This is a genomic window from Maricaulis sp., from assembly GCF_030149425.1.
Lineage (GTDB): Bacteria > Pseudomonadota > Alphaproteobacteria > Caulobacterales > Maricaulaceae > Maricaulis.
Genome location: NZ_JASBRQ010000045.1, coordinates 14,884 through 27,804, shown reverse-complemented (window position 1 = coordinate 27,804; position 12,921 = coordinate 14,884). Strand labels below are relative to the sequence as shown.

Annotated in this window: 17 protein-coding genes; 5 read left to right on the top strand and 12 right to left on the bottom strand. The window is 61.7% G+C overall.

Translation table 11 applies throughout. The features are described 5' to 3' along the window. Nucleotides 1-43 precede the first annotated feature (43 nt). Nucleotides 44-382, bottom strand: a complete 339-nt coding sequence (locus tag Q1V57_RS07340) for an energy transducer TonB (protein ID WP_300529200.1) — start codon at nucleotides 380-382, stop codon at nucleotides 44-46. Nucleotides 383-709: 327 nt separating this feature from the next. On the opposite strand from Q1V57_RS07340, the gene Q1V57_RS07335 reads away from it, so the two are divergent. After that, nucleotides 710-1,777 carry a malate/lactate/ureidoglycolate dehydrogenase gene (locus tag Q1V57_RS07335; RefSeq protein WP_300529198.1) on the top strand — a complete coding sequence of 356 codons (1,068 nt, stop codon included), beginning with the start codon at nucleotides 710-712 and terminating at the stop codon, nucleotides 1,775-1,777. Nucleotides 1,778-1,790: 13 nt separating this feature from the next. Here the strand turns inward: Q1V57_RS07335 and Q1V57_RS07330 are convergent, their stop codons facing one another. From Q1V57_RS07330 to Q1V57_RS07315, 4 genes are all read right to left on the bottom strand, one after another. Next, on the bottom strand, nucleotides 1,791-2,807 hold the full coding sequence (locus tag Q1V57_RS07330) for a hypothetical protein (RefSeq protein ID WP_300529196.1): 1,017 nt from the start codon (nucleotides 2,805-2,807) through the stop codon (nucleotides 1,791-1,793). Nucleotides 2,808-2,845: 38 nt separating this feature from the next. Further along, nucleotides 2,846-3,328 carry a thioesterase family protein gene (locus Q1V57_RS07325; protein WP_300529194.1) on the bottom strand — a complete coding sequence of 161 codons (483 nt, stop codon included), beginning with the start codon at nucleotides 3,326-3,328 and terminating at the stop codon, nucleotides 2,846-2,848. Nucleotides 3,329-3,340: 12 nt separating this feature from the next. Then, nucleotides 3,341-4,771, bottom strand: coding sequence for a dihydrolipoyl dehydrogenase (gene lpdA, locus Q1V57_RS07320; RefSeq protein WP_300529192.1), 1,431 nt, complete (start codon nucleotides 4,769-4,771; stop codon nucleotides 3,341-3,343). 114 nt (nucleotides 4,772-4,885) lie between these two features. Next, on the bottom strand, nucleotides 4,886-5,473 hold the full coding sequence (locus tag Q1V57_RS07315; protein ID WP_300529190.1) for a TetR/AcrR family transcriptional regulator: 588 nt from the start codon (nucleotides 5,471-5,473) through the stop codon (nucleotides 4,886-4,888). Nucleotides 5,474-5,557: 84 nt separating this feature from the next. On the opposite strand from Q1V57_RS07315, the gene Q1V57_RS07310 reads away from it, so the two are divergent. Further along, complete coding sequence (locus tag Q1V57_RS07310; RefSeq protein ID WP_300529188.1) at nucleotides 5,558-5,923, top strand: nuclear transport factor 2 family protein; 366 nt, start codon at nucleotides 5,558-5,560, stop codon at nucleotides 5,921-5,923. A gap of 10 nt (nucleotides 5,924-5,933) precedes the next feature. Here the strand turns inward: Q1V57_RS07310 and Q1V57_RS07305 are convergent, their stop codons facing one another. The 7 genes from Q1V57_RS07305 to Q1V57_RS07275 form a co-directional block, all read right to left on the bottom strand. Then, complete coding sequence (locus Q1V57_RS07305) at nucleotides 5,934-6,137, bottom strand: hypothetical protein (RefSeq protein WP_300529186.1); 204 nt, start codon at nucleotides 6,135-6,137, stop codon at nucleotides 5,934-5,936. 20 nt (nucleotides 6,138-6,157) lie between these two features. Then, nucleotides 6,158-6,751, bottom strand: a complete 594-nt coding sequence (locus tag Q1V57_RS07300; RefSeq protein WP_300529185.1) for a TetR/AcrR family transcriptional regulator — start codon at nucleotides 6,749-6,751, stop codon at nucleotides 6,158-6,160. Further along, nucleotides 6,752-7,201 (bottom strand): DUF4442 domain-containing protein, encoded by a 450-nt coding sequence (locus tag Q1V57_RS07295; protein ID WP_300529183.1) that lies wholly within the window; start codon nucleotides 7,199-7,201, stop codon nucleotides 6,752-6,754. Between the two features lie 163 nt (nucleotides 7,202-7,364). Further along, nucleotides 7,365-7,577, bottom strand: coding sequence for a hypothetical protein (locus tag Q1V57_RS07290; protein WP_300529181.1), 213 nt, complete (start codon nucleotides 7,575-7,577; stop codon nucleotides 7,365-7,367). Nucleotides 7,578-7,616: 39 nt separating this feature from the next. Then, nucleotides 7,617-8,882 (bottom strand): dihydrolipoamide acetyltransferase family protein, encoded by a 1,266-nt coding sequence (locus Q1V57_RS07285; protein ID WP_300529179.1) that lies wholly within the window; start codon nucleotides 8,880-8,882, stop codon nucleotides 7,617-7,619. 2 nt (nucleotides 8,883-8,884) lie between these two features. Next, nucleotides 8,885-9,898 (bottom strand): alpha-ketoacid dehydrogenase subunit beta, encoded by a 1,014-nt coding sequence (locus Q1V57_RS07280; RefSeq protein WP_300529177.1) that lies wholly within the window; start codon nucleotides 9,896-9,898, stop codon nucleotides 8,885-8,887. Between the two features lie 2 nt (nucleotides 9,899-9,900). Beyond that, the gene (locus Q1V57_RS07275) at nucleotides 9,901-11,130 is read right to left on the bottom strand and encodes a thiamine pyrophosphate-dependent enzyme (protein WP_300529175.1); all 1,230 of its coding nucleotides are present in this window, start codon (nucleotides 11,128-11,130) and stop codon (nucleotides 9,901-9,903) included. A gap of 288 nt (nucleotides 11,131-11,418) precedes the next feature. Here Q1V57_RS07275 and Q1V57_RS07270 point away from each other — a divergent pair, with 288 nt between their 5' ends. From Q1V57_RS07270 to Q1V57_RS07260, 3 genes are all read left to right on the top strand, one after another. Further along, nucleotides 11,419-11,709, top strand: coding sequence for a hypothetical protein (locus Q1V57_RS07270; protein WP_300529173.1), 291 nt, complete (start codon nucleotides 11,419-11,421; stop codon nucleotides 11,707-11,709). Between the two features lie 110 nt (nucleotides 11,710-11,819). After that, complete coding sequence (locus Q1V57_RS07265; RefSeq protein ID WP_300529171.1) at nucleotides 11,820-12,299, top strand: Lrp/AsnC family transcriptional regulator; 480 nt, start codon at nucleotides 11,820-11,822, stop codon at nucleotides 12,297-12,299. Between the two features lie 13 nt (nucleotides 12,300-12,312). After that, complete coding sequence (locus Q1V57_RS07260; protein WP_300529169.1) at nucleotides 12,313-12,894, top strand: TetR/AcrR family transcriptional regulator; 582 nt, start codon at nucleotides 12,313-12,315, stop codon at nucleotides 12,892-12,894. Nucleotides 12,895-12,921 lie beyond the last annotated feature (27 nt).

Genomic DNA, 12,921 nt, shown 5'->3' with positions numbered 1-12,921 from the left:
CGCGTTTCAGTTCTGATGCCGAATTGCGTTGTCTGGATTAACTTTAGCCGCCCAGATTAAAATCGAAGCGCTGCTCCATTCCTTCGGTCACCGCCGCGGCCGGAGCGTAGGCCCAGCCCTCGATGGCGCGGATTACGGCGCGGTCAAAAATACCTTCCGGCTGGGAATCGACCACCGTCGCGTTCTGAACGCTGCCGTCTTCGGCCACAGAATACTGGACCACGGCATAACCTTCGATACCGCGGCGCTCAGCACTACGCGGGTAGGACGGTGCTTCCACAGCTGTACGCTCGCGATCCTGGGCGCTCGCCGGTGCAGCCGCGAAGCTCATCGCCGTCATGGCCGCTGCAATAAACATGATACCTGCCGTTTTCATCGACATTCCCTCATCCATCTCAAAGTCGCGCCGCAGGGCTTATTACCCTCTTCTGACGCTGGGTTATCTCTGCGAGGCTGTTGCCGCCTCGACGTGATGAAGAATGCCAAAGACCGGTTGCTAAACTTTTAAATCAGCGCGAAATTTTCAGCACGGCGCGAATTTCTTTTCGTGAACAAATTCAATCACTTAAATTGGTAAAATTTTACTCAAATCGGTTCTGTGCCAAAACGGAACGGGTTTGGCTTTCAAGTGTAGTTAATATTCGACTAAACAAAGCAAATTGTTTTTATCGACCCGTCCGCTCCCCCTATTTTCAGACGATGCTTCTCCATGATCGCCAATGAACGCCGCTTCGCCGTATCCGACCTGACCGCCTTCGCCCAAAGCCTGCTGATGACGGCCGGGGCCAGGCAAGCGGATGCCGCGCGGGTGGCCGACCATCTCGTCGAAGCCAATCTGAGCGGTCATGACAGTCACGGCGTCGGCCTGCTGCCCGCCTATATCCGCCACGCCCAGACCGGTCTGGTTAAACTGGATGGGGAGCCGGAATTGATCACCGACACGACCGTGCTCACCCAGATGCATGCGCATTCGTGCTGGGGCGCGCCCAGCGCGGAGACGTTATTTGCCCTTGCAGCCCCGAAGGCGCGCGCCCACGGTCTGAGCTGCGCCACACTGGCCGATGCGCACCATCTGGGCCGCGTCGGTGCCTATGCCGAACGCCTGAGCGCCCAGGGCCTGGCATCGATGCATTTCATCAACGTTACCGATCACGCCCCGCTGGTCGCGCCCTTCCGCGGATCTGATGCCCGTTTCGGTACCAATCCGGTCTGTATCGGTTTTCCCGCCTCCAATACGCGCGGGCCCTTCCTGCTCGACATGGCCACCAGCCGTATCGCCCTCGGCAAGGTCCGGGTCGCCGCCAATAAAGGGCTAACCGTGCCCAAGGGCGCGCTACTCAATGAGCACGGCATGGAAACAACCGACCCGAGCGGCATGAGCGATTTCGAGGTCAAGGGCGCCCTCACCCCGATGGCACGGCATAAGGGCTATGGTCTCGCCTTCGCCTGTGAGCTTCTGGCCGGCGTCCTGTCGCGCTCGGGCACGATCCAGCCGGCCAAAGCGCGCCGCGGCGGCATTCTCAACTCACTCTTCTCCATCCTCATCGACCCGGCCGCCTTCGGTGACCCGGCCTGGATGGCCGAAGAGATCGACGCCATGAGCGATTACGCCACCCAGTCTCCGCCGATGGACTGGGACAGCCCGGTCCTCGTCCCAGGCGACGCCGAACGCGCCTGGCGCGGAAAGCGCGAACGCGACGGTGTACCGCTGGACGAAATGACGATCGATCAGTTGAACGAAGCCGCGCAGACTGCCGGCATTGACGGGCGGCTTTAAAGCAAGCCGGCCGTCAACGTGCCGGTAGTTGATCCAGAAACGTATCCAGCGAGATAGTTCGGGGCAAGAACTCACCATCCAGTGTGAAATAGCCGGGGTGGCTCCTTTCCCGAAGCTCAACCTGATTATTCACCACGTTAAACTCTCTCATCGCGTTTGTCGCGAACCGGCCGTTCGCATCCACCGTCGTAAAAAACTCTCCGCCAGGCGGGTAACGGGGACCATCTATATCCAATGCCTGCCCTGGCAGCGGGCACAATATGCCCTGGCTATTCTCAACATGGCGATCCGGCAACCGTTCGATCACGATCAACCTTGTAAGCGAGTCTCTTTGGACCGGAGTTCCGCAAGTCGGATTAAGCTGGTGCCTGAATACCTGTTCGGGCCAGATATAGGCCGTGTTCAGATAGCTGTCCTCGGTGCCGTACAACACGTGCTCGCTGAGTTCGATTGCGCCGTCATCCCAGCGAGCCGTTACGAGAATCATGGCCTCTACTTGCCCGATCCATTCGCCCAAGTCCTGTTGCGGCCCCTCCATAGTCTCATTGGCCAGCGCTTCACGCACGAAACTCAACCAGTGATCCGCCTCACCAGCTATATTTTCAAAACCGAGATTGTAATCGAGCGGGCCAAATACGAGGTAGGTCTGCCCGGCCTCAAAATCCGGAACAATGTTGCAGCCGGTGTTACTGGACGCCCGCCCGCCCATTGGCCGCCAGAATTGTGACGTCTCATGTGCATAGAAATTGGACGGCACAGCATCCCTGCTGTGGCGGAGCGGACGAACAGGACGCGCCCGTTCATAAGTCAGGACGTCAAGGCCCTCGCCTTTGAGATACTCAATGACATCAAGCTCGATCCCCCCGTTCTCATCATGGCGTCCAGCGCGCGCGAGGGCGATCCATCCGGCTTCCCGAATTGTTTCCAGATGCCCTTGATACATGTGCGGCGGTGGCCCAATGCACGCCTGGGCAACACCATTGCCCAGCACCCCCAGAACAAATGCAGCGAAAACAACCAGGTAACGCATCGAACCCCTCCCAACGAGAAGCTGGCTCAATCACACGCTTAAAGCAAGCCGTTCAGCCCGAACGTCTCCAGCACATCATCGCCGACCCGCTTCGGGCGGCGCGTGGCGGTGTCGACGCGGCACCATTCGGTGGTCGCCCGGGCGGAAAAGCGCTTGGCGCCGGGCTTGCGGATATCGACATGGCGATCAAAGCGCGGCCCGTGCACCCTGCCGAGCCAGGTGCGGATCTCGGCGGTTTCGCCGGGCAGGATCGGGTCGCGGTATTCGATGGTGTGTTTGAGCGCGACCCAGACATCACTCTCGATCTGCTGCGGCGGCGAGACCGTGTGCCAGTGGGTGATGGCAATATCCTGCACCCAGCGCAGATAAACGACATTATTGACGTGACCGAGCTCGTCGATCTCCTCCGGCGCGGCCGTCCGCGTGCGCAGGAAAGCCGTTTCGAAGGAGGTGCAGCAAACGCCCTCCCCCTCGAACTGGCGCTGCGTACTCATCCGGCTGGCTAGCGGGTGATCGCTCATCTCGTCTCGCCCTTACTTCTTCGGTGCCGAGATGTGGATCGGGTGCCCCAGCGCCGTCAGCGCCGCCTCGGCAAAGCCCTCGGTCAGGGTCGGGTGGACGTGGATGGTGCCGGAAATGTCTTCCAGGCGCGCCCCCATCTCGACCGCCAGTGCAAATTCACCGGACAGCTCGGAGACATGCGTGCCGACGGCATGAATGCCGAGCACGACATGGTCAGACTTGCGCGCCGTGATGCGCACGAAGCCGCCATCGGTCCCCGCTTCCATGGACAGGTAGCGGCCGGAAGCAGCGAGCGGGAATTTGCCGACAATGGTCTCTTCGCCCTTGGCCTTGGCCTCGTCCGGCGTCAGGCCGACACCGACGACTTCCGGCTCGGTAAAGCAGACCGCGGCGATGGAGACCGGGTCGAAGACACGGCGATGACCGGCGATGAGCTCGGCTACCAGCTCGCCCTGGGCCGTTGCCTTGTGCGCCAGTAGCGGCTCGCCGACGACATCGCCGATCGCCCAGACATTGCGCATGCCGGTACGGCACTGGTCGTCGACCTTGATGAAACGGCCATTGTCGAGATCAAGGCCCATATTCTCCAGACCCCAGCCATCCAGGCAGGCTTTACGGCCGACGGCGACGAGGATCTTGTCGGCTTCAATCGTCTGCGACGCGCCCTTGGCGTCTTCATATTCGAGGACGGCCATGCCGTCTTTCTCGGACATGCCCTTGGCCTTGCACGACAGGTTCACCGCCACCTTGTGCTTCTTCAGCCACATGGTGATGGGGCGGGTGATCTCCTTGTCATAGAGCGGCAGGATACCGTCCGAGGCTTCGATAAAGGTCACCTCAGAGCCCAGCTTGCGGAAGGCAATGCCAAGTTCCAGCCCGATATAACCGGCGCCGACGACAACCAGTTTCTCCGGCTTTTCGGCCAGATCAAGCGCGTCAGTGGAACCGATCACCTTGTCGCCGAACGGCAGGAAGGGCAGTTCAACCTCGACCGAACCGGTCGCCAGGATCACGTGCTCCGCCGTGATCTCGACCTGTTCGCCATTATCCATGTCGACGACACAGGTTTTGGCATTCTTGAAATTGGCCCAGCCGGCAATGTGCTCAGCACCGGCGGCCTTGAGGAGTTGACCGACACCGCCGGTCAGCTTGGAGACGATCCCGTCTTTCCATCCGACCAGCTTGCCCATGTCCAGCTTCGGCGTTTCGGCGAGCGAGATGCCCAGCGCATCATCCTCGGCATGCTTGGCCATTTCCTCATACTTGGTCGCCGCATGTATCATCGCCTTGGAGGGGATGCAGCCGCGGTTCAGGCAGGTACCGCCGAGCCCGTGCTTGTCGACGATAATCGTATCCAGCCCCAGCTGACCGGCGCGGATCGCTGCCGGATATCCGCCCGGACCACCACCAATAACGAGAACCTGGCAAGACCGTGTCTTCATGGAGAAGCCTCTTGAGAAAGAAACGTGCGCAAATGCGCTCAATGTTGCGAGCCGTTTAGCCTCTCAAGGCGCAAAGTGAAAGGGTTTGTGCTCAGACTTTGATGGGGGCGGGCTTTATGCGGGCGTTCGCAGCCCGCTGAGGAATGCGCGCAGCGCGAGCTCTTGCTCCTGCGCCCGCGGTGCCGGGTCGGCATGCAGAGCGCTGAGCGCGATTTCCGCGACCAGCGCATTGACGAGACGGGCCGTCAGATCGAGAGAGCCGACTTGGATCTCACCCGCCTCGATGGCGCGCTCCAGACCACGCTTCATCACGCCGAGACTGGATTGCTCTTCAAGATCGCGCGCCCGCTTCCAGCCCAGAACCTGCGGCCCCTCATCCAGCAGGATGGCCGCCACCTCCGGCTCCCGCGCCACACGCAGCCAGGCCAGGCAGGCCTCTATCAGATCTTCCAGCGGAGACGGCCCGGCACTGCGATCAAGGGCCGAGCGTGCAATGGTCTCATCCGAGACGGTAATAAAGACGGCCTCGAACACATCGCGCTTGCTCTGGAAGTGATGATACATGGCCCCGCGCGACACCCCGGCCGAGGCAAGGATGTCACCGGTATGGGTGTCCTCGAATCCCGTCATGGCGAAATTGCTCCGGGCGGCAGAGACAATCTTGGTCCGCGTCGCAGCGCGGCGTTCAGCTTGAGTCGTCATAAAGCCACTTTACAGACTGCGTGTCGGTTTTGCAGTGTCCGATACAGATACCGACACTGTGTCGGTTTTATCATGGAGACTGTCATGACGGACTACCCGGAAGCCCTCGACCACATGCTGGCGGCCTGGAATGCGGCGGAGCCGGCACAGGTACGCGGTTATCTCGACAAGGCGCTTGCGCCGGACGTCCGCTTTGTCGACCCGTCGATCGATGTCACCGGAATTGAAGGCTTCGAAGCCAATGTGCACGAGGTGCGCGGCAATCTGCCCGGCGCCGTCTATTCCCGCACCAGCGGCGTTGACGGGCAGCACGGCTTCTATCGCTATCACTGGGCCATCCACCAGGACGGCAAACTTCTGCTCGAGGGCTTTGACGTGACCGAGGTCAGTGATGAGGGCCGCATCACCCAGGTGATCGGATTCTTCGGCCAAGTACCGGAAAAAAGCTAACCGTCAGGCGCTACCGCACCAGAAACCGTCGCCCGATAATCCAGGCGGCAGAGCCGATAATCACCGCGAGGGCGGAGCCGAACACAATGCCGGGCAAGCTGTGCGGCTCGATGCCGAGGCGTTGATAGTTGAACATCAGCAGGAAGACGCCAACGCCCCAGACGGCGATGGCGCTGATGGTCAAGGACCAGATCTGTTTGACGAGCTCAGGCATGTATCTAATTGGCGCGGCTTTCAGGCTCGGGTCAAGCGGAGAACCTGTCCTTCAATGACGCCGGTAACCTGCTCGATCAAGAAGGCCTCCAGGGCGTCCGGCGAGCGCGGTGCCAGGGTCATCGATGCGGCCAGGGTAATCAGACCGTAACTCGCCCCCAGCGCGGCAAAGACCAGACTGCGGACGGTGTCTTCCGACGCGTCTGGCCCCAACAGGGCCTGCCCCGCGATCATGAAGTGCCCGAGCAGAGCCCGCACGCTCTGCTCGGGCGCACCCTCCTCAAACAACCGCTCCCGCGGCTGGCTGAGCATCAGGGCATATAGTTTCGGCCGCGCCAGCGCGAAGCGGATCGCCACCTTGAAATCGCGCGTCAGGTCGGGCGTTGAACCGGCGGCCTGCATTGCCTCGAGCAGGTCCGCAAAGCCCAGGGCCGCCACTTCTGCCAGGAGCCCCTCCCGGTCATCGAAATGGCGGTAGATCGCCCGATGGTCGATCCCGACACGCGCAGCGACAGCGCGCATGGTGACCGCCTCCGGACCGCCCTCCTCGGTCAGGACCAAGGCTGCGGTAATGGCCTCGGGCCGCACCTCTCCATGATGATAGCGGCGCGCCACCTAGCCCAGCTTCTTGATGTGCCACGCCACCGTCATCTCGGCGCACTTGTTCTCGTCCGTGTCGAGGAAATCCACAGTGACGTCGAAGACGACCTTGCCGTCATCGTTCAACGCCGCGAGGGCCGCTTCCTGGGTCACGCCCGCCTTGGCGATCGCGGTCAGGTCGGTCTTGGCCGTCTTGATATACTGGATGGACGCATTCGCCGCGACCGGACGCGCCGCCAGCAATTGATCACCGAGCAATCCGCCCATCGCCGCGCCCGATGCGGCCTCCCCCAGCGTGAACATGGCGCCGGCATGCATGGTCTGGATATGGTTCTCGACCTCGGGCCGCTTGCTCAGCCGGGCCACACCCCGCTCGCCATTCAACTCCACCAGCTCCACCCCGATATAACCGGCAAAGGGCACATTATCGGTCATGTGCTGGCGGATCATGTCATAGATTTCCATCGACTCGGCCTCTTATGTCACCATTGGTGACATTGGGTATAGAGCAAGCGGGAGGGTGTGGGAAGCCCATACCGCGGCAAGCCAATAAAAAAGCGGAACACGCAATCAGCGCATCCCGCTCTTCAATTTATCGCCGCCGCCTGCGCGAAGAGACGGCCTAGGCCTAGTGCCGCCAGACCCGCACCAGCGCGTAGACGGCACCGAAGATGAGCAATCCGCCGACGAGCACATCACTGATCAGGCTTGTGACCGTCTCGCCGCCGGCGGCATAGTCGAGATCCGCGCCGAGCAACTCCAGCAGGAAGCTGCCGCCAGCCAAAAACGCCAGTCCGAACAGACCAGCGAGCCCGTAGAACGAACCCAGAAGGCCGATCAAAACGGCGGCGATGCTGATGGCGATCTTCCAGCCGCGCCATTACATGAACAGCGTCGCCGGGTTTTCCAGATAGCCCTTCACACGCTGGATCAGCATGGCAGCGTCATAGCCGTCGACGATGCGGTGATCGAAACAGCTCGACAGGTTCATCACCTTGCGGGCCACGACCTGACCATTGTCATCAAAACGCGGCAGGGTCTGCATCTTATTGACGCCGATGATCGACACTTCCGGAGCATTGAGGATCGGCGTTGTCACCAGGCCACCAATCGCGCCGAGCGAGGTAATGGTGATGGTCGAACCGGACAGCTCGTCCTTGGTGCACTTGCCGGCCTTGGCGGCGGCACCGAGACGCTTGAGCTCGCCGGCGATCTGCCAGATATCGAGCGCTTCAGCGTGCTTGATGACCGGGACCATGAGGCCGTTCGGCGTCGCCGCGGCGACACCGGCATGGATCGCGTCGAACTTGGTCAGCACCATGTTCACGCCGTCGAAATGGCTGTTGGCCTGCGGCGTTTCCGGCAGCGCCTTGGTCAGCGCCATGACCAGGAAGGGAATGAAGGTCAGCTTGGCCTGGTCGTCCGTCTTGGTCGCATTGAGGTGCTTGCGCAGCTCTTCCAGCGCCGTGACATCGATCTCCTCGACATAGGCGATATCCGGAATGGTGCGCTGGGCGTGCGACATGTTTTCGGAAATGCGGCGGCGCAGGCCGATGATTTTCTCTTCCGTCACACCCGTGCGCGGCGCGCGACCCGCCCCGGATCCGCCCGCCTTGGAGGCCAGACGGCCACCGGCGGCGATGAAATCATCCAGGTCGGAATGGGTGACGCGCGCAGCCGGGCCGGTCCCGGGAACGGCATAAAGATCGATATCGGCTTCAAGCGCACGCTTGCGTACGGCCGGGCTGGCCAGCACGCGGCTGCCTTCCGGGCGAGAGGCCACGGCCGGCGCTGCGGGAGCGGCCCGTGTCGGTTCGGGCTTGGGCTCCGACTTGGCCTCTTCTTTCGGTGCTTCCTCAGCCGGCGTTTCAGCCGGAGCGGCCTCTTCCTCGGCCGGGACGTCGCCATCAACGGCGATGAACATGATCTCGGTGCCCACCGCGATCACCTCGCCCGGCGCGCCAACCAGCTTGGTCACCGTCCCGTTCACGGCGCACGGAATCTCCACCGTCGCCTTGTCGGTCATCACATCAAGGACGTGCTGGTCCTCGCTGACCGTATCGCCTTCCTTGACGTGCCATTCGACGATTTCCGCCTCGACGATACCTTCGCCGACATCGGGCATCTTGTAGCGATATTCGCTCATGATCAGGCCTCCAGAACTTCGCGGATGGCGTTGATGAAACGCTGCGGGCCCGGGAAATAGGCCCATTCATGTGCATGCGGGTAAGGCGTGTCCCAGCCTGTGACGCGCTGGATCGGCGCCTCAAGCGCGTAGAAACACTCTTCCTGGATCTGCGCGGCGAGTTCGGCGGCAAAGCCCGAGGTGCGCGGCGCTTCCTGGGAGACAACGCAGCGGCCGGTCTTGTTGACCGAAGCGGCGATGGTGTCGATGTCGTAGGGCACCAGGGTTTTCAGATCGATGATTTCCGCATCAATGCCCTCGCGCTCGGCCGCGGCCAGGGCGACATGGACCAGCGTGCCATAGGCGACAATGGTGACATCATTGCCTTCGCGTACCACTTCCGCCTTGCCGATCGGCAGGGTGTAGTGGCCTTCCGGGACTTCGCCCTTTTCATGCTTGGCCCAGGTTTCCAGTGCCTTGGTCGGGTCACCGTCAAACGGGCCGTTGTAAAGACGCTTGGGCTCGAAGAAGACGACCGGATCGGGGCTCTCGATCGCGGCGATCAGCAGGCCTTTGGCGTCATACGGGTTGGACGGCATGATCACCTGGATGCCCGGCACCTGGGTGAAGAAGGCTTCCGGGCTCATCGAGTGGGTCTGACCACCGCGGATACCGCCGCCGCAAGGTGTGCGCACCACGACCGGCGTGGTGAACTGGCCAGCCGTGCGATAGCGGATGCGCGACAGCTCGGATACGATCTGGTCGATCGCCGGGAAGATGTAGTCAGCAAACTGGATCTCGGCGACGGGACGCAGCCCTTTGGCCGCCATGCCGATCGCCATGGCGGTGATGGCCGCCTCATTGATCGGCGCGTCAAAGGAGCGGTCGAGACCGTATTTTTCCTGCAGGCCTGCGGTGACCCGGAAAACGCCGCCGAAATAACCGGCATCCTCACCGAAGGAGATGACGTTCGGGTCCTTCTCCATGGCATTATCGAGCGCCGAGTTGAGGCTCTGGATCATGTTCATCTTGGCCATGATTAAACTCCCAGATCCTGACGCTGACGGCGCAGACGCCAGTCCGGTTCGGCATAGACATCTTCAAAAATGCTCTCGACAGGTGAGAGCGGGCCATCATGCAGCGTGCCGAAGCTTTCCGCTTGCTTGTAGGATTTGATCACCAGCTCATCGAGTTCCTTCTCGAGCGCCGCATGGCGCTCCTCATCCCACTCACCCAAGCCAATCAGGTGCTGTTTGAGACGCTCGATCGGATCCCCCAGCGGCCATTTGGCTTCTTCGCCTTTGGGGCGATAGCCGGACGGATCATCGGAGGTGGAGTGCGCGTCGGCGCGATAGGTATAGCTTTCGATCACGGTGGCCCCGAGACCGGCGCGGGCGCGCTCGGCTGCCCATTGCGTCGCGGCATAGACGGCGAGGAAGTCATTCCCGTCGATGCGCAACGTGGCGAGACCATAGCCCTGGCCTTTCAGGGCGAAGGTTTCCGCCTGACCACCGGCAATGCCCTGAAAGGTCGAGATCGCCCACTGGTTATTGACGACATTGAGAATGACCGGCGCCTTATAGGTCGAGGCCAGCACCAGAGCGCCGTGGAAATCGCCCTCCGCGGTTGAGCCCTCACCGATCCAGCTCGCCGCGATCTGGCTTTCGCCCTTGTACTGGCAAGCCATGGCATAACCGACAGCCTGCGGGAATTGAGTCGTCAGATTGCCCGAAATGGAGAAGAAATTGCCCTCTGCCCAAGTGTAATGCACCGGCAGCTGGCGGCCCTTGAGATTGTCACGGCTGTTGGAGATGCAGTGACACATCATGTCGACAATGTCGCGGCCACGGGCGAACAGGATGCCCTGCTGGCGATAGGACGGAAACACCATATCGCCCTTGTCCAGCGCCATGGCGGCGGCAACGGCAACCGCCTCTTCGCCGGTCGACTTCATATAGAAGCTCATCTTGCCCTGACGCTGCAGCTTGAGCATGCGGTCATCATAGACACGCGTAAGCACCATGTGCTTCAGGCCTTCACGCAGCGGCTCGGCGTCCAGCTTCGGATCCCACTCACCCACCGCCTGGTGGTTATGGTCGAGCACACGCACCAGACCGGTTGCCAGATCGCGCGTCTCGTGGGCCGCAACGGTCGGCTCGGGGCGCTTGGCTTCGCCGGCCGGCGGAACCTCGATATGGGAGAAGTCGGGCGTGTCACCAGGCCGGGCGTGCGGCGCGGGGACGTGGAAGCGGGGATCGGTCTGCGTCATGGGCTCTCGCGATGACTGCGGCGGAACTGCCTGGATATGCGCGCCCGGGGAATGCCGGTCGCGCGAGGGGCGTCTAACGCGGATGGCAGGGCCTTGTCCAGCGCTGGATCAATGTGCCATTTGCGCGCCCTATCGGCCCTGGATGCGGATGAATTTCGCGAACAAAGGATGTTTGCCGCAAAAAATCATCAGCGCCGCCCCGCCCAGCGCACGCCGAAGCAGGCCGGTGATTGTCTTTTGCCACCAAAACGGGCTTAGCTGCAGCCCTTGGGATCTAGAGGACTATCCATGTCGAAACGCGTAACCGGTGCCATTATTGGCGGGCTGATCGGGATATTGGTCATCCCGGTCTTTTTTGGCGGCTTCATCTTTTTCGTTGGTGAGCGCAATCCGCTCCCCATCCTCGCCGCGCTGGCCGTGCAACCCATCTTCCTGATCATCGGTGCCGGCTTTGGCCTGTTCGGCGCTTTCATGGGCGCCAATCCGGGTCGGGGCAAAGGCGACGGGACCGGCGGAGGCGGTTTCTTCGACGGCGGCAGTGATGGCGGCGGCGGCGATGGCGGCGGCGGCGGCGGCTAGCCCCTGCACAAACACCAGCCTTGCATCGACTTGGATCAATGTGCCATATGCGCCATCGATAACGCTCCGCGTTGGACTAATTTCGCCGAAAATTGGGGATTCGGGCAAAAATGATCGCCGATCTTGATTCCGTTGACGTACGCATTCTCGAAGCCCTGCAGGAAGATGCCGGCCGCTCCGTGGCCGATATCGCCGAGATAGTCGGGCTGACCCCTTCACCCTGCTGGCGCCGCATCCGGCGCCTGGAAACTGAAGGCATAGTCCGTCGCCGCACCGTACAGCTCGACCGGCGCACCCTCGGCCTCATGTTCACCGCCTATATCGAGGTGAAGATTTCCCCGGCCCGCAAGGCCAATTTCGAGAAATTCGAGGCGGCGATCCAGAGCTTCCCCGAGGTTACCGAGGCGGTCACCATGACCGGGCCGTCCGATTATCTGCTCAAAGTCGTGATGCCGGACATCGACGCCTATAATGATTTTGTCTCCGACAAGCTGATCCCGCTCGACGTGGTAGGCGATTTCCGCACCTCGGTGCAGATCCGCAACGTCAAGGACAGCACCGGCCTGCCGCTGGGACATATCGAGGGCTAGCGGGAGAAACGGCTTGGCCGGACGGCGCGAGGAAAAGAAGCAGGCGGTCCGGCAGGCGATTTACGACGCCGCCCTGCGCCTCATCGAGCGCGATGGCTATGATGCGGTCAGCGTCACCGATATCACCCGCGATGTCGGCATCGCCAAGGGCACATTCTTCAATCATTTCCCGGCCAAGGCGGATATTCTCGCGGCTTGGTATGAGACATTGATTGCCGACTATCTCGCAGCGCAATCACCGCAGGACGATCTGGTCGACAGCCTGCTCGAACTGACCATGGGCATTGGCCGGCTCACGCGGCAATACCCGGAAATGTGGCGGGCCAAGAATATCGAAGCCGCCCGGTCGCAAAGCCTGCGCGATGTCGAACAGGATACGGATCGCCAGGTCGCTGCCCGCATCGCGGATCTGCTGCGCCGATCCGCCCTGCCCGAACAGGCCCCAGGCCCTGAGCACCTTGCCGATCTCATCCTGGCGTTGGCGACCGGCACCTGGCGCGAGGCCATGGTGACCGAGCAGCTTGATACCGCGCCGGACCGCATGCGCCAGCGGCTGCAAACCCTGCTCGGCACGATTGGCGCTTGCCAAGCCTGACGCCAGACCATAAAGATGACCACGGTC